A 21998-nucleotide genomic window follows, 5' to 3' on the forward strand; every position below is an offset into this window, starting at 1 on the left:
TGAACTGGCAACGACCGTGAGGGCAGATTCCCCTTCGCCATCCCGAGGTCCCGGCTGGGGCAAGACCTCGCAGGCTCGGCGTCAGGTCAACGCCACGGCAAATCATGATAGAGACCACACCGCGGTGTCAACCATCACCCGCACGAACGCCGACCTGCGCAGCTACCCCAATCGGTGCCCGGTCAGGCGACCCTGACGCGTGATCGCCGGGCACCAAACACCACTTCGGAGGCGTCCGATTGTGGATCCCTTGCGGACGCCCGCATGGTCGCCGTTGTGCTCGCCCAGGTATCGACGGTTGAGGTTCGGCCATCGAGACGTTGTGCCCGGGTGACTACGGGAGCTGGCTCGCGGGAGCTTGCGGGGTCGTTACGTGGCATGTTTTTGCGAGTGTCCAGCGCTGAGGTGCACGAACTGCTTGCCGATCTCGCTGATCTTGACGGCCGCGCGCAGCGCATCATTGATCTTGGAGCAGGGCTTAGCGAAGCGCGTTCAGCTCGTCGAGGGCGCGATGGCCACGCTTGACCACCCCTGGAACGACATCGTGGCGCCCGTGACGGATGGGGACCTCGAGCATATGGAGGATCTGTGTCGCTGCGAGCACCGCCGCCCCCTCCCAGCCGACCAGGACGAGGATTCTCGTCCACAGCCGCCTTCGGACACCGTCCAGCGGATCCTGGAAGGTTAACCACACGAGGTTGATGAGATCAGTCGCCCGCGTGCCGCTACCTGCGTTCCCGATATCCACGACCGCCACCACCGCTCCGTCACGGACCAGGACATTACTGGGGTTGAGATCGGTATGGACCATGTCAGGTGCCTCTCGTGGTGGTGGGACGTCGGCACACACGAGCCGCAGGGGCTCGACCAAGGCCGACACCACGGAGGAATACCCCGAGAGCCTGGCCACGGACTGGCGGAGAAGCGACTGCTCGGGCGTCTCGTTGAAATCCAGGCCGGCGACAGCCGATTCCTGACCGGTGGCGAGCCGCCAGGCGTACGACCAGTGGTCGTAGGGCTCGGAGGCTTGGCCAGCCTGGAGTTCGATGATCTCCATCAGCTGCTCAACGAGGGATGGGGTCAGCTCTGGCACGGGAGCCGCGTCAACGAAGTCCATCAGATGCCATACATGAGTGGCTGTGGCCCCCACTCCGAGCCAGGCCGGGGTGGGATAGCCGCGCCTACGCATGTGCTCGACCACTCGCTGGGCTCGCAAAGTCTCGTCCAGGTGGTTGGGGTGTGCCCGGGGCACTGCTTTGAGCACTGCATTTGCCCTTCCGGCCAACTGGACGCGCATGGCACCCCCATTGACGCCTCCGGGTAGGCGACTGAGAAGAGTGACCTCTGCCACGACCACGCTGGCCACGTTGTCCAGGACCTCGGTCGGCAGCTCTTCGGGATGGGTGCCCTGGTTCATCGGCTCGAAGGGCCGATCACCGTCTCGGATGGCTGGTCCCGCCGAGCAGTGCGGAGCCAGGCCCCAACCTGGTGACCTTCAGAGCGGTGGCCGTAGACGACGCTGGCGGGGGATTCGGCCGGCGTCGATCGGTTTCTGGTGTGGGTGTACGCCGGCCTGAGCGCTGGCATAAACATCTCGCACGCGGACGCGGTGGGTGGCCTGCCGGCCGCGGTCTTCTACGGAGTTGCTTCGTTGTCAGCCACGCTGGTGTGGGAGCGCACGCTTCGTGCGATGCGCCGGGCGGAGCTGCGGAAGCTTGGCGCGATCGATGCTCCGTCGCCGCGTTGCCGTCGAGCGCCAGCAGGGCCAGCACCCGGAAGCCGCCGCGTTGTCGTAGGCGATTACGACCGCGGTGTTTCCGCGCCGCGGGATGGGACGGGCACGGTGATGTTGGGGAACACAGGCTGCCCTCCTCTCGCCGTCGTGGCCCCGGCCCTGGTGTCGGGATCCGGCCGTCACTTCTACCCGACCGTGGCCCTTCCTCGCAATCGCCACCTCGACGGCTAACCGACCGCTCCGGTCGGGACCGCCGCCTCGAACAGCGTGTCCAGCGAGACCTGCCACAGCAGCACGGCCGCCTCCGGGTCGAGAGCGTAGTCGGCCACGCCACGACGGATGCCGGGCTGGTGCGGCTCGGCCTCGACGCAGTCCTCGAAGTACCGGCCGCCGACACCGTCGACGAGCGGAGACGCCGCGAGCAGGACGGAGGTGGCCGCGCCCTGTTCGGCGTTCTTCCACGACACCGCCGTGCTGTCCGGCTCGAAGGACGCCGGCGCGTTCGCCAGGTCACCGATGTGCCGGCTGAGGTTGGTGGCTGGTATGCGGCCCGGGTTCAGCGCGTTCACCCGGATTCCGTCAGCCGCCCAGCGACGGTCGGCCTCGACGGCGAACAACACGTTGGCCGTCTTGGACTGGCCGTAGGCCGTCCACCTGTCGTAGCAACGCCACTCGAAGTGGATGTCGTCGAAGTCGAGGTCTCCGTTGAGGTGCCCGACGGAGCTCACGGAGACGACCCGGGCCGAACCGGCCGCGGCGAGCGCGTCGTGCAGGCCGGTGGCGAGGGCGAAGTGGCCGAGGTGGTTGGTCGCGAACTGCATCTCCCAGCCCTGCGCCGTACGCGCCAACGGCGGGGCCATGATCCCGGCGTTGTTGACCAGGATGTGCAACGGTCCGTCCCATCCACCGGCGAAGGCGGCGACCGACGCCTGGTCGGCGAGGTCGAGCGGTGCGACCAGGATCTGCTTGTTGCCGGTGAGGTCGGCGAGGTCGCGGGCGGCACGCTCGCCGACCTCGAGATCACGGACGGCGATGGTCACCTCGGCGCCGGCGCCCGCGAGGGCCCGGGCCGTCTCGAGGCCGATGCCGGAGGCTCCGCCGGTCACGATCGCGCGGGCGCCGCTCAGGTCGACCCCGGCGATGATCTCCGCGGCGGTCGACTGCGCGCCGAACGGGGTGGTGACACGGGTGTGGTTCATGTGGGCTCTGCCTTCTTCTCGTCCCCGTGATCAATCAAATGGAGGACCCCCTCCGGTAGTCCAGCTTAACCGGAGGAGGCTCCGAATGCCATCGGAGCGCGATGTTCGTCACAGTCCCGCCGATGATCAGCATGAACCGGACAGGACATCGATATGAACGCCGCGAAACGCCCCCGCGTGAGCGCGGTCCAGACCTTGCGAACCCACAGGTCGACGCGCTCCTACGAACCACCCAGGACGCACAGACGGTTGATCTCGGGTGCATAGCATGAACGGCGCCCGCACGAGCAACCACACGAATCCGGAGGTCCGGTGTCCGTGGAACCCGACGCCGATTCCGACGCTCACGCCGGACCAGCCGGCACGCCCGACCACCCAGCTAGCGCGGCCACGAAGCCCACGGCCCAGCGGGGGCGGAGGAGCCTGCAGGCCGCGGCCGGCCTCGGTGTCGCGCTCGTTCTGGCAGGCGCGATCACGACCGCCGCCGTGGTCACCGGCACCGACGAGCGGTCGTCGGTGTCCGAGCGCCCGGGAAGCGGCAGTGCCGGGACCGCAACCGTCCACAAGTCCGCGCCGGCGCCACCCGCGCTCTACCCGGGCATGCCGCACACCTCCGTGAGCGTCGCTCCCGGCAGCTGCGGAAAGGGGTGGACGAAGCCGCGGGCCGGCGTGCAGGTCTTCGACCTGCACAACACCGCGGCCAGCGGCACCGAGGTCTACCTCACCGACCCCAGGACCGGGAAGGTCTTCGGCGAGGTCGAGGGTCTGGCGCCGGGCACCTCTCGGCCGATGCTGGTCGACCTCGGCAGCGGCAGCTACCGGTTCAGGTGCCTCCAGGAGGACACCGACGCGATCACCGGGCCGACCGTGGTCGTCCCGGGCGACCGCCCACAGGGCCCGGCGAGCCTGCCGGTGACCCAGCACGACGTGATCCCGCCGACGCTCGGGTACCAGAAGTGGATCGGCACGCGGATGAGCGATCTCGTCGAGGCCACCGCGAAGCTCAGGGCCGACATCGACGACGGCGATCTGGCCGCCGCCCGGCGCGACTGGCTGTCCGCGCACCTGGTCTATGAGCGGATGGGCGCCGCCTACGGCACGTTCGGCGACGCCGACGGCGCCATCAACGGCACCGCCGCCCGGACTCCCGACGCGGTGCGAGACCCGGGTTTCACGGGGTTCCACCGGATCGAGTACGGCCTGTGGCACGGGGAGTCCGCGGCCTCGTTGCGCACCCACGCGGCCAAGCTCGACAGCGACGTTCGGGCACTGCGGACGACGTGGATGCAGGCGCGGATGGATCCGGCCGACATGGGTCTTCGGGCGCACGAGATCATCGAGAACACCGAGCAGTTCGAGCTGACCGGACGGACGGACTACGGCAGCGGATCCAACCTCGCGACCGCCCGCGCCAACATCGACGGCACCCGGGAGATCCTGCGCCGCCTCGACGCCCTGCTCGCACCGCGCGACCCCGACCTCGCCCGGCTGAACGCCGCACTGGACCGCGCGCAGGCCGCGTTGGACGCCCAGAACCACCACGGGACGTGGACCCCGCTCGGCAAGCTCACCCACGACCAACGCCAGCGGATCAACGCCGACTTCGGTGACCTGCTGGAACAGCTCGCCCCGGTGGCGGCGATCTTCGACATACGGAGGACGGCATGACCGACACGCCTGAGCCGAACGCCGGTGGACTGCGGCGACGCGGCTTCCTGCGCGGCGCGGCGCTCGGTGTGGGAGCCGTCGGAGCGGTCGCCGGCGGTGCCGCCGCGCTGGCTGGGGGTCCGGCGAGCGCCGCCACGCCCATCCCCACACCCACCCCCCAGGTCGACTTCCACGGCCTCCACCAGGCCGGCATCGTCGAACCGGTGCAGCGCTTCACGGCGTTCCTCTCCTTCGACGTCACCGCCACGGACCGGGCCGGCCTCACCGAACTCATGCGGACCGTCACCGACCGGGCCCGCTTCCTGACCACAGGCGGCACACCCGCCGCGGTCGGCATCACCAACTCACCCTCGGACAGCGGCACGCTCGGCCCCGACGTACCCGGCGACGGCCTGCGGGCGACCGTCGGTGTCGGCGCGTCGCTGTTCGACGACCGGTTCGGACTCGCCGACCGCAAGCCGGCGCGCCTTTCCGCGATGCCCGCGTTCGACGACGACCTCGATCCGGCGTGGTGCCACGGCGACCTCAGCCTGCAATTCAGTGCGCCCGACGCCGACACCGTGCTGCACGCGTTGCGGGACGTCGCCCGGCACACCCGCGGCGGCATGCAGGTCCGCTGGCGGATGGACGGCTTCACCAGTCCACCGCGCCCGAGCGGAACGCCACGCAACCACCTGGGCTTCAAGGACGGTACGGCCAACCCCGACATCAGCGACCCGGCCGTGGCCAACCGGCTGCTGTGGGCCAACGGTGCCGGCGAGCCGGCCTGGACGACCGGTGGCTCCTACCAGGTGGTGCGGCTGATCCGGATGCTCGTGGAGTTCTGGGACCGAGTCTCCATTACCGAGCAGGAACGGATGTTCGGTCGCAGCAAGGCCTCCGGCGCCCCACTCGACGGCACCGACGAGTTCGACAAACCGAAGTTCGCCCAGGATCCCAGCGGCGACGTCATTCCGTTGGACAGCCACATCCGGATGGCGAATCCGCGCACCGCGCAGAGCGACGACTCCCAGATCCTGCGTCGCGGTTACAACTACGACCGTGGCATGGACTCAGACGGCAACCTCGACATGGGGTTGATCTTCGTCTGCTACCAGAAGGACCTGGCCCGGCAGTTCGAGATGGTGCAGAAGCGGCTCGCCGGTGAGCCCCTCGTCGACTACGTCTCGCCGTTCGGGGGCGGCTACTTCTTCGCCCTGCCCGGCGTTCGTGACCGCGGCGACTGGCTGGGGCGAACCCTCCTCGACTAAGGGCGCCCTAACGGTAAATGGCGGGTCAAGGCCGCCTGGCATGGCTTCTCGCGTCGCGGTTCGTAGCCACCACGACGCGGTGCGGGTCGATCGAGCCCGCGACCGGGCGTCTACCTCGCCGGAGTGCCAACCAGCACGGGCCCGCGCGGCAACGGATTCAGGCCCTCGAGACCAACGCCCGCACCCCTTCAGCCGAACCTTAAATGTCGGGTCAAGTCTTTCCCTTGACTTACTGACCCGGTGTTCACCCGCCCGTCATCACCGGTCCGTTGGCGCGTATTGGTCTGCCCGGAACATCGAATTCGACCACCGTGCACGGCAGACCACGCACGCGTAAAGCATCACTTGCGGAGGCTGAACACAGCATGAGCACCACTAGCGGTACGGGCAGGAGAAGAGGGCCGCGCTCGCGTAAGCGGGCCGCCCAGTGGGCGGCAGGCGCAGGGGCGGCGACGCTCGTACTGCTCGGCGGAAGCATGCCCGCGAACGCGGACACCCTGGCGCACCCCGCCAAGGGCGACACGACGACCCCGATCAAGCACCTGGTCGTCCTCTTCCAGGAGAACGTCTCCTTCGACCACTACTTCGGCAGCTACCCGGTCGCGGCGAACACCAACGGCACGAAGTTCACCGCCGACAAGCACACGCCGAAGAAGATCGACACGCTCCTGCACGCGGGCCTGCTGCAGAAGAACCCGAACCAGTACGCGCCGAAGCGCCTCACGCCGGACCAGGCCATCACCTGCGACCAGAACCACTCCTACGGTCCTGAGCAGTACGCGGCCAACGGCGGCAAGGCCGACTCCTACGTCCAGAACACCGAGGCGAGCACCTGCTCCGGCGGACTCTTCGGCGAGCCCGGCCTGGTCATGGACTACTACGACGGGAACACCGTCACCGCGCTGTGGAACTACGCCCAGAACTACTCCCTCGGCGACAACGCCTGGAGCAGCGTGTACGGGCCCTCCACGCCCGGTGCTCTCAACCTCGTCTCCGGCCAGACGCACGGCGTGATCTCCGTCGACCCGAAGACCGGCACCGAGAACCCCACCCAGACGGCGACTCCCGACCCGTACACCGTGGTCTCCCCGGACGCCAAGGGTGTCGGCACGGTCATCAACGACCCCGACCCGGCGTTCGACGACTGCTCCGACAACAGCCACACCAGCTCCAACGCGCTCGCGGTGATGCAGGGCAAGAACATCGGTGACCTGCTCAACGACAAGGACGTGTCGTGGGGCTGGTTCCAGGGCGGCTTCCGTCCCGCCACCCCGTGGGACGGCCAGCAGGGACACTACGCGAGCTGCGCCGCCGCCACCCACACCAACGTCGGTGGCGCGTCCTCGGTCGACTACAGCCCGCACCACTCGCCGTTCATGTACTACAAGTCGACGTCCAACCCGCACCACCTCCCGCCGAAGAACGTCGCCGAGATCGGCCACAACGGCCAGGCCAACCACAACTACGACCTGACCGACTTCGACGCGGCGCTGCGTTCGGGCCACCTGCCGGCCGTCAGCTTCCTCAAGGCCGCGGAGTACCAGGACGGCCACGCCGCCTACTCCGACCCGCTGGACGAGCAGGACTTCCTGGTCAAGGAGATCAACCAGATCCAGCAGTCCCCGGAGTGGAAGGACACCGCGGTCGTCATCGCCTACGACGACTCCGACGGCTGGTACGACCACGCCTACGCCAAGCCGCAGAACGGCTCCACCGACACCACGCTCGGCTCCAACAACAAGGCGACCGACGGACCAGCCTGCCAGGCCGGCCCGAAGGCGGCTGGTGGCTACGCGGACCGCTGCGGACCGGGCACCCGGCAGCCGCTGCTGGTGATCTCCCCGTACAGCAAGGTCAACTCGGTCGACCACACCCGCACCGAGCAGGCCTCTATCACCAAGTTCATCGAGGACAACTGGAACACCGGCCGCGTCGGTGACGCGTCCTTCGACGCTCGCGCCAAGAGCCTGGACGGCGCCTTCAACTTCAAGCACCCGAACAACCAGCAGGTGCTGTTGAACACCGACGGTTCCGTCAAGTCCGTGAAGCCGATCCACAACTCCGCGCCGAGCAAGCCTGGTCACGGCGGCAAGGACGACGGCACGCACGGCGTGGCGGCCGCCGGCACGGGTGGCGGAACCCCGCCCACCACGCAGGCGCTCGCCCAGACGGGCACGCCGACGACGCCCGCGCTTCCGATCGGCATCGCCGCCGGTGTGCTGCTCATCGGTGGCGGCGCGCTGTACGCCCGCAAGCACCGCCGTCAGGCGGTCGGCGCGGCCTGAAGCACAGGCCCACGACCACCATCGCGACGAGGCTGACTCGCCACTGATGCCCAGCCGACCCCTGGTCTGAGCGTCCGAGCGCAGGTCCGAGGTGCCGCCCGGTACACACCGGGCGGCCCCCTTCGCGTTCTCAGCCGCCGGTTTCGCGTTCGGCCGCGCGACGCACGGCGCGCAGCATGTGCGCCACGAACGCACGGTGGGCGCCGGAGCTGATGACCAGCCCGCGGTAGACGGAACCGTGCAGTCCGGGGAACTCCGCGTTCGTCCGCGCGGTGAGTGTCGTTCCGCCGGAACAGACGGCCAGCGTGAACACCCACGCGTACCTCGAGAACCGATGCCGGCCCGTGAGGCGCAGCAGGTGTCCGGGCACGGCTCGCGCCACCGCGAACCCGGGCAGCGTCGCGCCGTCGTCCAGGGCGGTCCCGGACGCACGTCGCGGTTCGGCGGCCAGCACGGACGCCAGTGCCTGCGCGCCGGAAAGATCCGGGCGGGTGAAATGTGTGAGGAGAGAACGCCACACGACCAGGGGCGGCGCCGACACGACGACGTGATGCTCGTCGACGAACGGCAGGTCGTCCTCCCCGCCGGGGATGGGGTCCGTACGCGCGTTCACGAGATCGCCCCGCGCCGTGTCTTCGTACGTCCAGCTCGCATGGCCCCAGCATGGCAGCGGGCGGGGGAGGGCACGTCGCGTCCGCTGCGGGCCGCCAGGCGCTCGGTGACACCCCGTCACGACCGGGGGCCGGCTCCCCTCCACTACCCAGAGTCGCCGATTCGGCCCAACCCCGACTGCCGAGATCCTGCAGCCGCGGCATCGGCTCCAGCACGCGTCGGCATTGGGCAAGCCCGGCGCGGCATGGCACGATTTCGCAGGTGAGCAGCAAAACCGACCCGGCGCAGCATCTGAGCGACCTCGCGCGGCTACGGCGCGTGCGCGACCGCATCGACCGGGAGTACGCGCAGCCGCTGGACGTCGAGGCGCTCGCGAGGGGCGCGCACATGTCGGCCGGGCATCTCAGCCGCGAGTTCCGACGCGCCTACGGCGAGTCTCCGTACGGCTACCTGATGACGCGGCGTATCGAGCGCGCGATGGCGCTGCTGCGCCGTGGCGACCTCAGCGTCACCGAGGTCTGTTTCGCGGTCGGTTGCTCGTCGCTGGGCACCTTCAGCACCCGCTTCACCGAACTGGTCGGCATGCCGCCCAGCGCCTACCGGCGCCAGGCCGCGGAGGCGACCGTGGGGATGCCACCGTGTGTCGCGAAACAGGTGACCAGACCGATCAGGAATCGAGAAGCACCGGCCAGCGAGCCTCACCTAGTGTGACCGCCATGGACATCACGATTCACGCGAGCTTCCTGCCGCACATCGATCACAACGCGTCTCTGGCCTTCTACCGCGACGTCCTGGGCTTCGAGGTCCGTAACGACGTGGGTTACAACGGGATGCACTGGATCACCCTCGGCCCCGTTGACCAGCCCGACACCTCGATCGTCCTGTACCCGCCGAACGCCTCGCCCGGCGTCACCGAGGACGAACGTCGTACCGTCACCGAGATGATGGCCAAGGGCACCTACTCCGGCATCAACCTGGCCACCAAGGACCTCGACGACACCTTCGCCCGTCTCCAGGCCGGCGACGCCGAGGTCGTCCAGGAACCCACCGACCAGCCCTACGGCATCCGCGACTGCGCCTTCCGCGACCCGGCAGGCAACCTCATCCGCATCCAGGAACTCAGCTGAACCGTCCCGACGAAGGGCCCTCTGACCTGGGAGTTCGTCCGGGTCAGAGGCCATCGTCGCGGTACCCCCAGCAGGGACGCGAAACTTCGACCAAAGCCATCGCTGGTTAGATCGAGCCAGGCAGCGCCGATGGAGACCGCGAAGGCGGCCCGTCCGACAGATGGAGACACGATGAGCAAGGCCAAGCGGACTGCCACGCAGTCGCCTGCACCGCACGTTGCCGACAGCCACGACCTGATCCGCGTGCAGGGCGCACGCGAGAACAACCTCAAGGACGTCAGCGTCGAGATCCCCAAGCGCCGGCTGACCGTGTTCACCGGCGTCTCCGGATCGGGCAAGAGCTCGCTGGTGTTCGGCACGATCGCCGCCGAGTCACAGCGGATGATCAACGAGACCTACAGCGCCTTCGTACAGGGCTTCATGCCGACGCTCGCGCGGCCGGAGGTCGACCTGCTGGAAGGGCTGACCACGGCGATCATCGTCGACCAGGAGCGGATGGGCTCCAACCCCCGCTCCACCGTCGGAACGGCCACCGACGCCAACGCGATGCTGCGCATCCTCTTCAGCCGGCTCGGGAAGCCGCACGTCGGCCCGCCCACGGCGTTCTCGTTCAACGTCCCGACCCGGACGGCGAGCGGCGTCATGAAGACCGACAAGGGCCAGGGCGAGAAGACCGTGGTGCGGAACGCGGTCTACCAGGGCGGCATGTGCCCGCGCTGCGAGGGCATGGGCAATGTCAACGACATCGACCTGACCGCGCTGTACGACGACAGCAAGTCGCTCAACGATGGCGCGCTCACGATCCCCGGCTACAGCATGGACGGCTGGTACGGCCGGATCTTCCGCGGAAGCGGCTATTTCGACCCGGACAAGCCGATCCGCAAGTACACCAAGAAGGAGCTGCACGACCTCCTCTACCGGGAGCCGACCAAGATCAAGGTCGACGGGATCAACCTGACGTACTCGGGACTGATCCCGCAGATCCAGAAGTCGTTCCTGTCCAAGGACGTCGACGCGATGCAGCCGCACATCCGCGCCTTCGTCGAGCGGTCGGTGACCTTCACGACCTGCCCCGACTGCGACGGCACCCGGCTCAGCAAAGAGGCCCGCTCGTCGAAGATCAAGGGAAAGAACATCGCCGACGTCTGCTCGATGCAGATCAGCGACCTGGCGCAGTGGCTGCGCGGTCTGGACCAGCCGGCGGTGGCCCCGCTGCTCGCCGGACTGCAACACCTCCTCGACTCCTTCGCCGACATCGGGCTCGGCTACCTCTCGCTCGACCGACCCGCCGGCACGCTCTCCGGCGGAGAGGCGCAGCGCACCAAGATGATCCGGCACCTCGGCTCCTCGCTCACCGACGTCACCTACGTCTTCGACGAGCCCACGATCGGCCTGCACCCCCACGACATCCAGCGGATGAACAACCTGCTGGTGCAACTGCGGGACAAGGGCAACACCGTCCTCGTCGTGGAGCACAAGCCCGAGACGATCGCGATCGCCGACCACGTGGTCGACCTCGGCCCGGGCGCCGGCACGGCCGGCGGCACCGTGTGCTTCGAGGGCACCGTGGACGGTCTGCGGGGGAGTGACACCACCACCGGCCGCCATCTCGACGACCGGGCAACCCTCAAGGACTCGGTGCGTTCGTCCTCCGAGGCGCTGAAGGTCCGTGGCGCGTCGACGCACAACCTCCAGAAAGTGAACGTCGACATCCCGCTCGGAGTGCTGTGCGTGCTCACGGGCGTCGCCGGCTCCGGCAAGAGCTCGCTGATCAACGGCTCGGTCGCGGGCAGCGACGGCGTGGTGGTGATCGACCAGGGCGCGATCCGGGGATCTCGGCGCAGCAACCCGGCTACCTACACCGGCCTGCTCGACCCGATCCGCAAGGCGTTCGCGAAGGCCAACGCAGTGAAGCCGGCGCTGTTCAGCTCCAACTCCCAGGGCGCCTGCCCCGCCTGCAACGGCGCCGGCGTCATCTACACCGACCTGGGGATCATGGACACCGTCGAGTCCCCCTGCGAGGAGTGTGAGGGGCGGCGGTTCCAGGCGTCGGTGCTGGAGTACACACTGGGCGGCCGGAACATCGCCGAGGTGCTCGCGATGTCGGTCACCGAGGCCGAGGAGTTCTTCGCCGACGGCGAGGCACACACCCCGGCCGCGCACAAGATCCTCGACCGGCTCGCCGACGTCGGGCTCGGCTACCTCAGCCTCGGCCAGCCGCTCACCACGTTGTCCGGCGGCGAGCGGCAGCGCCTCAAGCTCGCCACCCAGATGGCCGAGAAGGGCGACGTCTACATCCTCGACGAGCCGACCACCGGCCTGCACCTCGCCGACGTCGAGCAGCTCCTCGGCCTGCTCGACCGGCTCGTCGACTCCGGCAAGTCGGTCATCGTCATCGAGCACCACCAGGCGGTCATGGCGCACGCCGACTGGATCATCGACCTCGGCCCCGGCGCCGGCCACGAGGGCGGCCGGATCGTTTTCGAGGGCACACCCGCCGAACTCGTCGCCGACCGCTCGACCCTCACCGGCGAACACCTCGCGGCCTACGTCGCGACCTGACCGACGCGCTCGCGCGACACCGTGGGACGGGTTCACTCAGCTGTTTCGGCTGTTTCGACTCGTCCCACGGCAGCCTGAGATGTTGATATGCGACATGGAGGGGTCGGCTCGTGGTGAAGACGTGCCGCCGCTGATCGTGCGCTCCGAGGGGCGGTCGTAGGTCGCGCGCGGACCACCCACCTGGTCGGCGGTGTCGGCGAGCTGGCTCAGCGCTGCGGCCAGGTCCCGCAGGGGAGTGGCCTGGAGTGCGTAGATGCGCCGCTGACCGGTGCGCTGAGAGGTGACGAGGCCGGCGCGCTCGAGGGTCTGCAGGTGCTTGGTCGTCTGCGGCTGACGCGCCTCGGCGAGCTGGGCGAGAACGCCGACCGAGCGGGGCTGCTGCGCCAAGAGGCTCACGAGCCGCCAGCGAGCCGGGTCGGCCAGTGCGGTTAGGAGTGCGTCCACAGGCAGAAGCATTCGCGACAGAGAATATTCGTGTCAAGGAATAGCTTAGGGGCCCTCGGTTCAGTCGGAGCCGGGCGGCGTCGGGATCCGCCAAGGTTCGGCCCGAAGATCCCAGATCCCAGGACGGTCCCGGTGGAAGTCCTGGCCGGCGACTTCCGGGTCCTGGCCCTGCTGGCGTTCGACGGCAACGCACACGTGGAGCAATCCAGGCCTGCCGACAGGTCTGCCGACCTGCCAGGACGGGCCCGTCAGCCAGCCACGGATGCGAGTTTTCGATGGATGCGACGCCCGTGAGCTAAGCGCCGATAATGAACATTATGTCAACTAGTCGATGGAGAGGGGTCTTCCCTGACGTCCAGAGGGTCGCCCACGCGGCCTTCGACCCGCACCCTCCGTCGCGTTTCCTCATTCGTTTCGCGTGGAGGCCTCGTCTCGGTCGACGTCGCTGTCGCGGCGGCGCGGGCAACGTGAATGTTCGTCGTGCGGCGGACAGCGCGTAGCCGGCGTGGTGGTCGAGACGAGCACGACAACATCAGGACTTGCCGTCAGGTATCGGCCTGAGCCGATCTGGCGACCCGGAAGGTGATCATCGGCGCCGGCGGCCCGCCCTCCCGCCCGGCCTGGAGGCTGCGCGTTCTCGCAGGTCAACGCTGGTTCGGCCGCAATCTCCGCAGGTCGACGCGGGGATGTGGCGTCAGTGACGAACCCTGCACGGAGTGGGGTCGGCCGCAAGTGGCATCAGATGGATTCTGGAGGCCGCACCACCACGGCGTGATTCATGTCGTGTAATAGGCAATCCGCGACATGGTATGTTTCCGGCCATGGTCGAGCCGAGAGTGTTGTCGACAGTGAGTGTTCACGACGCCGTGCTGGAGTACCTCGAGGTCCTCGAGCGTCGCGTCATGCGTTCTCAACTCAGTGCCACCACCCTGCACGCCTACTACCGCGACCTCACCGACTTCACCACTCTCCTGGGTCCAGACACTGTGCTCGACGCGATCGAGGCAGACCACCTGGAAGTCGCGCTGACGACCATCGCGAAAGCGCCCGATCGCCGCTACACCAAGGGTCTGAAGATCGCCGAGGATGGCTCCACTCCCCCGGGTCGCGGGCCACACTCGCTGGCTCGCTGGTTCGCCGCGGTGCGCGGGTTGTTTCGCTGGGCCGCGGACAGGGGCTACGTCCAGATCGATCCCACCACGCGGCTGAGTCCGCCGCGGACACCGAAGCGAGCCGCCGGCGCGCGCCTCGGCCTCCGAATCGACGAGGCGTTGACCCTGCGTGCTTCGCCGGCCAGCCGCGCACCGGAAACCCTGCGGGCAGACCAGCGGTTGTTCGTACGCGACGAGGCGATCCTGCGTCTCCTGGTCGAGTCCGGACCACGGGTGTCGGAGCTGTGCGGCGCCAATCGCAGCGACATCCGCCTGCACGAGGAAACCCACACGCCCGTTCTGCACGTTCGGGGCAAGGGCGGCAAGAACCGCGACCTGCCCCTGTCGAAGGCGACGCTCAGGACCATCGAGCGTTACCTGGCCGAGGAACGCCCCGCGCCTGCGCAGCCGAGCTTCCGTGACCGCGCGGAACGCATCAAGGTCGACGATGCGGCCAGCGCGTTGTTCGTGTCTGTGCGTGGGAAAAGGCTCTCCCCTCGTGACGTCCAGCGAATGGTCGAGCGTTACACCAAGGAGTTCCTCGGCCGGCGGGCGACACCACACTCACTCCGGCACACAGCTCTGACCGTTCTGGCCAGAGCCGGTGTCGACATCGCCACCGTCGCACAGATCGCCGGGCACTCCAGCCTGGCCACGACCTCTGTCTACATGGACGACTCGATGAGTGCCGCCGCCGAAGCCATCGACAGCTCCCCGCTCGCCCGCGACTGAGCCGGCCGTCCGAGAGGATTCAGCTCGCGTCGTCGCCCGCCGTGAAGCTGACCTTCGCCGTGTCGACGGTCCCGCCGCGACGGCCGGGTGCGATCTGCCAGTCCCAGTAGAGGTTGGTGTGCGCGACCACCTGCTCCGGGCTTGGCGCTCCGTATTCGCTGAGGTCCTCCGTCGTGTGGGCGTCGCCGACCAGGGTCGCGTCATACCCGCGCACGAAGGCGCCGTGCAGGGTCGAGCGGATGCACGCGTCGGTCTGCGCGCCGGTGACGACGATGCGGCCCACCCTGAGCTCCGCGAGTCGTGCTTCCAGGTCGGTGTCCTCGAAGGAGTCGAGGTAGGTCTTGTGGACGAGTGGCTCGGAGTCGAGGCGGACGAGTTCGGGCACGTACTGCCAGTTCTCGCTGTCGCGCGGGAGATTGTCGTCGGAGTGCTGCACCCATACGACTGGTACGTCCTCCACTCGCGCCTTGTCGAGCAGGGTGTTGATGTTGGCGATCACGTCGTCGCGGTTGTGGGTGCGGGCCACCACGCCGTTCTGGACGTCGATCACGAGAAGCGCCGTGTTGGGCCGATCGGGCAGAGTGGTCATGGGAGTCTCCTGGTCTCTCCGTCGCGGAGCCTGATGGCCCACAGAGTAGGTGGGACCACCGACAGCCGCAGGCATCGTGGGGTGCCGTGGCCGTCGGGTCAGCCGTCGCGCGTCAAACGCAGCTGATGCGGCGGACGTCGAGCTGGAGCCAGCGTGCGAGGTCGGCGATCTCACGGTCGACCGCGGCGGCCATGGCCTTGGTGAACGGCACGTCCTGGTGGATCGCGTTGACCAGGAGCGCGCCGGCCTTGCGGTCGGCCGTGGCGTCGAGCTTGCCGACCAGCTGGTCGCCGTGGAGCAGCGGAAGGGCGAAGTAGCCCCACCGCCGTTTCGCGGCCGGTTTGTACATCTCCAGCTGGTACTCGAACTCGAAGAGGTCCTGGGCACGGGCGCGGTCGTGCACGAGCCGGTCGAACGGCGACAGCAGCGCCGTCCGGCCGTGGAACGGTTCGTCGAGCAGGGCCGGCTCGAGCCGCCACTCCCCTCGCACGCCTTCGACGGCCACGACCGCGGGCTCCCCCGCCTCGCCGACGTCGGCGGGTTCGACGGGGAACTCCGGACCGCGGACCCGGGCGATCCCGAGGGCGCGCAGCCGCCGGCGGTCGCGCTCTTGCTCAGCCTCCTCGACCGGGAGAACCGGTCCGTCCGGGTAGACGCGTTCGGCGAGGTCCCACAGCCGGTCGCGTCGCTTCCGTCCGGCGACCGCGACCTCGCCACGTTGCACCATGAGGTCGAGCAGTTGGGTGACGTTCTTGTTGTTGGTCCAGCCGGTGGAGCCCCACGGCTTCTCGCAGGTGTCGGGGAGCTCGCGTGAAGGCAGCGGCCCGGCGTCGCGTAGGCGGTCCAGAATCTGGCGGCGGCAGCGGTCGTTGGCCAGCACCCAGTCGCGGCGGAACTCCTGCCAGTCCTTGAGCTCGCCGGTTCCGGGCCACGCGGCCATGTCGGCGCGGTAGAGCGCGATGTCCTCCGCGGGACGCACCATGGCCCGAAGCTCGAACAGCCGGCGGTCGTCCAGCGCGGCACGCAGGTCGCTGGGTGAGTACGAAGAGCCAAGGCGGCTCCAGGCGACCAGATCGGCGCTCGGCGCGACGGCGCTGATCGGGTCGAGCTGGAGCAACGTGAGGTGGCGCACCATCGACAGCAGGTCGGTCGGGCGTTCCCGCTGGAGCAGCTGGGCTCGGATGGCCACCCGTCGAGCGTCCCGGCGGCTGAGCGTGTGGACGTGGGCCATGGCCCCAGAGCCTAGGGGTTGTCGCCCCCGGAGTCGCCGGTGTGACGATAATCCTTCGAGTGCCCGATCCCATGCCCGCGGCAGTACGTTCTGGTCGGCTACGAGCGCTGCGACAGCCGACCCTGCCGGTCGACGAACTCCTCCTGCGCCCCTGGCGTCTTTCCGATGCCCACGCTGTCGTCGGCGCCTACCAGAACCCCGACATCCGACGATGGCACGTTCGCTCGATGGAGGAGCATGAGGTTTCGGCGTGGCTCGCGTCGTGGTCGCGTCGGTGGCAGGAGGAGACGGGCGCTGGTTGGGCCGTCACCGCGGACGACGTGCTCGTCGGGCGGGTCGGCTTCCGCCGCATCGACCTGGGCGAAGGCGTCGCCGAGATCGGGTACTGGACTCTTCCACCCGCACGCGGCCGGGGTGTCGCGACCCGTGCCGCCCGCGCGGTCACCGCGTGGATGTTCACCCACGTGGGCCTGCACAGGATCGAGCTCAGCCATTCGGCGGTCAACCCAGCCTCGTGTCGGATCGCCGAGAAAGCAGGGTTCGCGTACGAGGGCACCAAGCGCCGGCAGGGCCTGCACCAGGACGGCTGGCACGACATGCATTTCCATGCCCGCCTGGCGGAGGACGAGGAGGCCGGGCCGGTGTCAACAGATCGTTGACGCCGGCCAGCTACCGCGAGCCGCTGGAGCGGGGAACGACGAGTCCGGTCTCGTACGCCGCGACGACCGCCTGGGTCCGGTCGCGCAGCCCGAGCTTGCCCAACACCCGGCTCACGTGCGTCTTCACCGTCTCCTCGGTGACGGTCAGTCGAGCGGCTATCTCCGGGTTGGACAGGCCTTCCGCGACGAGCCGCAGGACCTGTGTCTCGCGCGGGGTCAGCGAGGAGATCGTCGCGCTGGCCGCGGGGTCGGGTACGGGGCGCTGGAGGGCGAACTCGTCGATGAGCCGCCGGGTGACCGCCGGTGCCAGCAGCGCCTCGCCGACGGCGATGACGCGTACGGCGTCGAAGAGCCGTTCGGCGGTGACGTCCTTGAGCAGGAAGCCGCTGGCGCCGGCGCGGAGTGCCGCGTAGACGTACTCGTCCAGGTCGAACGTCGTGAGGATGAGGACGCGTGGCTGGGGCGTCACCGAGGCGGTGGCGAGGCCTGGCGTGGGGGTCGTGGTGGCGGAACCGGAGCCGGAACCGGAGGCGGACCCCGTGAGCCTTCGGGTCGCCTCGATCCCGTCCATGCCCGGCATCCGTACGTCCATGAGCACGACGTCGGGGGTGACCTCGCGGCAGATCCGGACGACCTCAACCCCGTCGGAGGCGGTGCCGACGACCTGGAAGTCGGGTTGGGTGCCGAGCAGTTCGGCGAATCCCGTTTGCACGACAGGGTGGTCGTCGGCGACGACGATCCGGATCGCCCGGGCTCGCGTGTCCATCAGGCCCTCTCGTTCTTTCCGGGCAGCTGGGCCTCGACGAGGAAGCCACCGCCGGTCGCCGCTCCGGCGCGCAGCTCACCGCCGACCGCGGCAGCGCGTTCGCGCATGCCGGCGAGTCCGTGACCAGCGACTCCCTGACCGGCGGCGGTCCCCGTCGTGGTGGTGCCGGGCCCATTGTCGCGGACGAGGAGCCGCAGGTCGTCCTCGCCGTAGTGGAGTTCGACGTCGACGGCGGCCCCTGGGGCGTGCCGGCGTGCGTTGGTGAGGGCTTCCTGGACGATGCGGTAGGCGGCGAGCTCGACGCCTGGGTCGAGCGTGACCGGTGCGCCGCGTAGGACGAGCCGGGTGCTGCTGCCGGCGGCGTCCCGGGCGCCGTCCAGCAACTCGTTGAGCTCCCCCAGCCGCAGGCCCGGTTGGGGACTGCGGTCCACGGTGGCGTCGGAAGCCTCGGGCGCCTCCGCCGACCTGGCGTCTTCGCGGAGTACGCCGAGCAGCCGCCGCATCTCCGTCAACGCGGCTCGGGCGGTGTCACCGATGGCCAAGAGCCGGTCGGCCCCGGCGGGTGGCATGCCCGGGACGGCCAGCCGTGCCGTCTCCGCCTGGACGGCGACCATGGAGATGTGGTGGGCGACCAAGTCGTGGAGTTCGCGGGCGATCCGGGCACGCTCGCCGCGGGCGGTGTGTTCGAGCAGGTTGTCGGCGATGACCTGCCGGGCGGCGGTGTTGGCCAGCGCGTCGGCTCGGGCGCGCCGCGCGATCCCGGCCATGGCTGCGGCCGGGGCGAGGGAGGCCAGCAGCAGGGTCAGCACGCGCGCCTCACCGTCGTTCGTCCCGGCGAGCGCGAGGACGGGGAACGGCACGGCTACCGCGATCGCCACCGGCGCCGGGCCGTGTCGGCCGATCCGGTATCCCGCGACCAGCTGTGCGACGGCCCCGGCCATGGTCAGGGTCTGGAACGCGGCCAATGACAGGACGGTCGACGCGGAGACGACGACCGCGGCCGCGGTGCGCTGCGCCCCCAGAAGCGCGATCGGCGCGGTGGTGGCCAGGCCGAGCAGGCCGAGCACCACGAGGTTGCCGAAGGAGGACGCGAACGCGGAGGAGAACGGCGTCCCCTTCGTGATCGACTCGACGAGCGCGGCCAGCGCCAGCACGACCCCGGCCGCCACGATGGCATGCGGAGCGGCGGCGATCCGATCCCAGCCGGCGGCCCACCCGGCCCGCCGGTCCCACACATGCTCCACGAGAGCCATTGTCCCGGCTGTTCGGCGACGCCCGCATCCCTCGCGCGAGTGACGCCGTGTCGCTGGTGTCGGTGACGGCGAAGATGGCTCTCGCGCGTGACGACCGTGGCCTGGACCGCTCCCTAGTCTGCCTGGCATGGAAGCGAGCATCGAGGTCAGCGGACTGCGTAAGCGGTTCGGCCGGACCATGGCCCTGGACGGGATGTCCTTCATGGTGTCGCCGGGGCAGGTGACGGGCTTCGTCGGCCCCAACGGCGCGGGCAAGTCCACCACGATGCGGGTGATCCTCGGCCTGGACACCCCCGATCAGGGCAGCGCCCTGATCGGCGGGCGACCCTACCCCAGTCTGCGGAACCCGCTCTGTCACGTCGGGGCGCTGCTGGACGCCGCCGCGTTGCAGCCGAGCCGGAGCGCGCGCAACCACCTGCTCTGGCTCGCGCACTCCCAGGGTCTGACCGCGCGGCGGGTCGACGAGGTCGTCGAGCTTGTTGGGCTGGAGTCGGTGGCCCGGCGGAAGGCGGGGGGCTACTCCCTCGGTATGCGGCAGCGGCTCGGTATCGCCGCGGCACTGCTCGGCGACCCGCCGGTGCTGATGCTGGACGAACCGTTCAACGGCCTGGATCCCGAGGGGATCGTGTGGATACGCGGCTTCCTGCGCTCACTCGCCGTGCAGGGCCGCGCTGTGCTGGTGTCGAGTCACCTGATGAGCGAACTGCAGGACACCGCGGGCCACCTGGTGGTGGTCGGCCGCGGCCGGGTCGTCGCTGACACCAGCGTCACCGACCTGATCGCCGGCGCGTCCGACGGGCGGGTCACGCTGCGCACCGCGGCGCGGTCGGAGGCGATGGCGGTGCTGGCGGAGGCCGGCGCCACCGTGGCCGCCACCGATCGCGACACCCTCACGGTCTCCGGGCTGGCGACCGACCGCATCGTCGTGTTGCTCGGCGCGAACGCGGTGCCGTTCTCGGAGGTGATGGCCCACCGGGCGACGCTGGAGGAGGCCTACATGGAACTCACCCGGGACTCTGTGGAGTTCCGGGCCACGGGAGCGGAGGCCAGCCGATGAGCACCGACACGCTCACCCCCTACCGGTCGGCGACGCAGGCCAGCGCGCGGGACGGTTTCGTCCACCTGCTGCGCGCGGAGTGGACGAAGTTCCGGACGGTACGCGGTTGGCTGGCTGGCATGGTGGCCACGGTTCTGGTCGTCGTGCTGCTCGGCGTGATGTACGCGGTGGGCAGCCAGGGCTCCTGCGACATGGGCGCGGTCGAGGCAGCCTGCCCAGCGCCGCCGGTGGGGCCCGACGGTGCACAGGTGACGGACAGGTTCACCTTCCTGCACCAGCCGCTCGCCGGCGACGGCAGCGTCACGGCCCGGTTGACGTCGATGACCGGCATCATCACCTACCCCCCACCGGACCACGACGAGATCGTCCCCGGACTGGTGCCCTGGGCGAAGGCCGGGATCATCGTCAAGGAGAGCACCCGGCAGGGGTCCGCGTACGCCGCGATGCTGCTCAGCGGGAAGCACGGCGTCCGGATGCAGTACGACTTCACCCACGACACGGCCGGTCGACCGGGCGGCGTGTCGGCTGCGTCTCCGCGCTGGCTGCGGCTCACCCGCTCCGGCGACATTCTCACCGGTTACGAGTCGGCCGACGGCACGCGGTGGACCAAGGTCGGCGCGGCCCACTTGGCCGGACTTCCCGCCACGGTCCAGGTCGGGTTGTTCGTCAACTCCCCCGGCGACCTGTCCGTCAAGTCGAACCCTCTCGGCGGCAGCATCAGTCAGGCCCGCTTCACCCAGGCCAGCGCGGTCTTCGACCATGTGAGCGTGCGGGGCGCGGCGTCCGATGCCACGTCCGGCGGATCGTGGCGCGAAGCCCAGGTCGGCGACGACCCGCAGGAGATGACCGACTGGGAGCGCTTCCACCGCCGGAACGGCGTGGAGCAGTCCGGTGACACGTTCACCCTCAGCGGGACTGGCGACATGGCACCGGTCGGAGACGGTCCTCGGGTCGAGAACACCCTGACCGGCATCGTGGCGGGGCTGATCCTGGTGGTCGTGGTGGCGGTGTTGTTCGTCACCGCGGAGTACCGGCGTGGCCTGATCCGTACCACGCTGCTCGCGAGCCCTCGGCGTGGTCGAGTTCTGGCGGCGAAGGCGCTCGTGATCGGCGCGGCCACCTTCGTGTGCGGGCTGGTGGCCGCCGGCGTCACCGTCGCGCTGGCGACGCACCTGTTGCGCTCGACAGGCAACCACGTACTGCCGGTGTCCTCGCTCACGCAGTGGCGGGTGATCGTCGGCGCGGCCGCTCTGCTGGCGGTGGCCGCGGTTCTCGCCCTCGGTCTGGGGGCGTTGTTCCGGCGGGCTGTGGCCGCGGTGGCCGCCGCGATCGTGCTGGTCGTCGTTCCGTACCTGCTCGCCACCGCGTCGGTACTCCCCGACGGTGTTACGGGATGGCTGATGCGGCTCACACCGGCGGCCGGGCTCGCGATCACGCAGAGCATTCCGGCGTACGCACACGTCGTCGGCCATTACGCGCCCTCGGACGGCTACTACCCGCTCGCGCCGTGGGCCGGGCTCGCGGTCCTGGCCGGGTACGCGGTACTGGCCCTCGGCCTGGCGATCCTGGCGCTGCGTAGGAGGGACGCATGACAGGGATCTGGCAGGGGGTCCGGCTCCACCTGCACGCGGAGTGGACGAAGCTGCGCACCGTCGGGGGCACGAGGTGGTTGTGGCTC

At 69.4% G+C, this 21998-nt stretch carries 18 protein-coding genes; 10 read left to right on the forward strand and 8 right to left on the reverse strand.

Features of this window, described 5'->3' with window-relative positions; genetic code table 11:
- Nucleotides 1–478: 478 nt before the first annotated feature.
- Both HEB94_RS31955 and HEB94_RS31960 read right to left on the reverse strand, forming a co-directional pair.
- A complete protein-coding gene (locus HEB94_RS31955; protein ID WP_192753312.1) occupies nt 479–1417 on the reverse strand; it encodes a phosphotransferase in 939 nt (312 codons plus the stop codon).
- 545 nt (nt 1418–1962) lie between these two features.
- Complete coding sequence (locus HEB94_RS31960; protein WP_192753313.1) at nt 1963–2934, reverse strand: SDR family NAD(P)-dependent oxidoreductase; 972 nt, start codon at nt 2932–2934, stop codon at nt 1963–1965.
- A gap of 312 nt (nt 2935–3246) precedes the next feature.
- Between HEB94_RS31960 and HEB94_RS53790 the strand changes: the two genes are divergently transcribed.
- The 3 genes from HEB94_RS53790 to HEB94_RS31975 all read left to right on the forward strand — a co-directional run bounded on the left by HEB94_RS53790 (nt 3247) and on the right by HEB94_RS31975 (nt 8137).
- Nucleotides 3247–4602 carry an imelysin family protein gene (locus tag HEB94_RS53790; protein ID WP_202896668.1) on the forward strand — a complete coding sequence of 452 codons (1356 nt, stop codon included), beginning with the start codon at nt 3247–3249 and terminating at the stop codon, nt 4600–4602.
- Entirely contained in the window at nt 4599–5852 is a 1254-nt protein-coding gene (gene efeB, locus HEB94_RS31970; protein WP_192753314.1) for an iron uptake transporter deferrochelatase/peroxidase subunit, read from the forward strand. The genes HEB94_RS53790 and efeB overlap by 4 nt, the downstream gene beginning before the upstream one ends.
- Nucleotides 5853–6217: 365 nt before the next feature.
- Nucleotides 6218–8137: a phospholipase C gene (locus HEB94_RS31975; RefSeq protein ID WP_192753315.1), complete on the forward strand. Its 1920-nt coding sequence runs from the start codon at nt 6218–6220 to the stop codon at nt 8135–8137.
- A gap of 130 nt (nt 8138–8267) precedes the next feature.
- Here HEB94_RS31975 and HEB94_RS31980 read toward each other — a convergent pair whose 3' ends face one another.
- On the reverse strand, nt 8268–8750 hold the full coding sequence (locus tag HEB94_RS31980; protein WP_202896669.1) for a hypothetical protein: 483 nt from the start codon (nt 8748–8750) through the stop codon (nt 8268–8270).
- A gap of 260 nt (nt 8751–9010) precedes the next feature.
- Between HEB94_RS31980 and HEB94_RS31985 the strand changes: the two genes are divergently transcribed.
- From HEB94_RS31985 to HEB94_RS31995, 3 genes are all read left to right on the forward strand, one after another.
- Complete coding sequence (locus HEB94_RS31985; RefSeq protein WP_192753316.1) at nt 9011–9460, forward strand: helix-turn-helix domain-containing protein; 450 nt, start codon at nt 9011–9013, stop codon at nt 9458–9460.
- A 5-nt stretch (nt 9461–9465) separates the two neighbouring features.
- On the forward strand, nt 9466–9876 hold the full coding sequence (locus HEB94_RS31990) for a VOC family protein (RefSeq protein ID WP_192753317.1): 411 nt from the start codon (nt 9466–9468) through the stop codon (nt 9874–9876).
- Nucleotides 9877–10047: 171 nt separating this feature from the next.
- Entirely contained in the window at nt 10048–12438 is a 2391-nt protein-coding gene (locus HEB94_RS31995; RefSeq protein WP_192753318.1) for an ATP-binding cassette domain-containing protein, read from the forward strand.
- Nucleotides 12439–12474: 36 nt separating this feature from the next.
- On the opposite strand, the gene HEB94_RS32000 is transcribed toward HEB94_RS31995, so the two are convergent.
- Nucleotides 12475–12882 carry an ArsR/SmtB family transcription factor gene (locus HEB94_RS32000; protein WP_337918081.1) on the reverse strand — a complete coding sequence of 136 codons (408 nt, stop codon included), beginning with the start codon at nt 12880–12882 and terminating at the stop codon, nt 12475–12477.
- Nucleotides 12883–13703: 821 nt separating this feature from the next.
- Here HEB94_RS32000 and HEB94_RS32005 point away from each other — a divergent pair.
- Complete coding sequence (locus HEB94_RS32005; RefSeq protein ID WP_192753319.1) at nt 13704–14765, forward strand: tyrosine-type recombinase/integrase; 1062 nt, start codon at nt 13704–13706, stop codon at nt 14763–14765.
- 19 nt (nt 14766–14784) lie between these two features.
- Here HEB94_RS32005 and HEB94_RS32010 read toward each other — a convergent pair whose 3' ends face one another.
- Together HEB94_RS32010 and HEB94_RS32015 are read right to left on the reverse strand one after the other, a co-directional pair.
- Nucleotides 14785–15354, reverse strand: a complete 570-nt coding sequence (locus HEB94_RS32010) for a cysteine hydrolase family protein (protein ID WP_192753320.1) — start codon at nt 15352–15354, stop codon at nt 14785–14787.
- Between the two features lie 112 nt (nt 15355–15466).
- Entirely contained in the window at nt 15467–16585 is a 1119-nt protein-coding gene (locus tag HEB94_RS32015) for a DNA glycosylase AlkZ-like family protein (RefSeq protein WP_192753321.1), read from the reverse strand.
- A gap of 59 nt (nt 16586–16644) precedes the next feature.
- Here HEB94_RS32015 and HEB94_RS32020 point away from each other — a divergent pair, with 59 nt between their 5' ends.
- Complete coding sequence (locus HEB94_RS32020) at nt 16645–17244, forward strand: GNAT family N-acetyltransferase (protein ID WP_337918082.1); 600 nt, start codon at nt 16645–16647, stop codon at nt 17242–17244.
- A gap of 10 nt (nt 17245–17254) precedes the next feature.
- On the opposite strand, the gene HEB94_RS32025 is transcribed toward HEB94_RS32020, so the two are convergent.
- Together HEB94_RS32025 and HEB94_RS53795 are read right to left on the reverse strand one after the other, a co-directional pair.
- Nucleotides 17255–18010, reverse strand: coding sequence for a response regulator (locus HEB94_RS32025; RefSeq protein WP_192753322.1), 756 nt, complete (start codon nt 18008–18010; stop codon nt 17255–17257).
- Nucleotides 18010–19254 carry a histidine kinase gene (locus tag HEB94_RS53795; RefSeq protein WP_202896670.1) on the reverse strand — a complete coding sequence of 415 codons (1245 nt, stop codon included), beginning with the start codon at nt 19252–19254 and terminating at the stop codon, nt 18010–18012. The genes HEB94_RS32025 and HEB94_RS53795 overlap by 1 nt, the downstream gene beginning before the upstream one ends.
- Before the next feature lie 136 nt (nt 19255–19390).
- Between HEB94_RS53795 and HEB94_RS32035 the strand changes: the two genes are divergently transcribed.
- Complete coding sequence (locus HEB94_RS32035) at nt 19391–20320, forward strand: ATP-binding cassette domain-containing protein (protein WP_192753324.1); 930 nt, start codon at nt 19391–19393, stop codon at nt 20318–20320.
- Nucleotides 20317–21912 (forward strand): ABC transporter permease subunit, encoded by a 1596-nt coding sequence (locus HEB94_RS32040; RefSeq protein WP_192753325.1) that lies wholly within the window; start codon nt 20317–20319, stop codon nt 21910–21912. The genes HEB94_RS32035 and HEB94_RS32040 overlap by 4 nt, the downstream gene beginning before the upstream one ends.
- The last annotated feature ends 86 nt before the right edge of the window (nt 21913–21998 follow it).

Origin of the sequence: Actinopolymorpha pittospori (assembly GCF_014873875.1) — a bacterium.
Taxonomy (GTDB): domain Bacteria; phylum Actinomycetota; class Actinomycetes; order Propionibacteriales; family Actinopolymorphaceae; genus Actinopolymorpha; species Actinopolymorpha pittospori.

What these genes read in the sequence shown, in the direction of transcription:
- HEB94_RS31955 (WP_192753312.1), bottom strand. Translation starts at nt 1,417, where the DNA reads ATGAACCAGGGCACCCATCCCGAAGAGCTGCCGACCGAGGTCCTGGAC.
- HEB94_RS32040 (WP_192753325.1), top strand. Translation starts at nt 20,317, where the DNA reads ATGAGCACCGACACGCTCACCCCCTACCGGTCGGCGACGCAGGCCAGC.
- HEB94_RS31960 (WP_192753313.1), bottom strand. Translation starts at nt 2,934, where the DNA reads ATGAACCACACCCGTGTCACCACCCCGTTCGGCGCGCAGTCGACCGCC.
- HEB94_RS32025 (WP_192753322.1), bottom strand. Translation starts at nt 18,010, where the DNA reads ATGGACACGCGAGCCCGGGCGATCCGGATCGTCGTCGCCGACGACCAC.
- HEB94_RS32015 (WP_192753321.1), bottom strand. Translation starts at nt 16,585, where the DNA reads ATGGCCCACGTCCACACGCTCAGCCGCCGGGACGCTCGACGGGTGGCC.
- HEB94_RS31975 (WP_192753315.1), top strand. Translation starts at nt 6,218, where the DNA reads ATGAGCACCACTAGCGGTACGGGCAGGAGAAGAGGGCCGCGCTCGCGT.
- HEB94_RS32035 (WP_192753324.1), top strand. Translation starts at nt 19,391, where the DNA reads ATGGAAGCGAGCATCGAGGTCAGCGGACTGCGTAAGCGGTTCGGCCGG.
- efeB (WP_192753314.1), top strand. Translation starts at nt 4,599, where the DNA reads ATGACCGACACGCCTGAGCCGAACGCCGGTGGACTGCGGCGACGCGGC.
- HEB94_RS32010 (WP_192753320.1), bottom strand. Translation starts at nt 15,354, where the DNA reads ATGACCACTCTGCCCGATCGGCCCAACACGGCGCTTCTCGTGATCGAC.
- HEB94_RS31990 (WP_192753317.1), top strand. Translation starts at nt 9,466, where the DNA reads ATGGACATCACGATTCACGCGAGCTTCCTGCCGCACATCGATCACAAC.
- HEB94_RS31995 (WP_192753318.1), top strand. Translation starts at nt 10,048, where the DNA reads ATGAGCAAGGCCAAGCGGACTGCCACGCAGTCGCCTGCACCGCACGTT.
- HEB94_RS32005 (WP_192753319.1), top strand. Translation starts at nt 13,704, where the DNA reads ATGGTCGAGCCGAGAGTGTTGTCGACAGTGAGTGTTCACGACGCCGTG.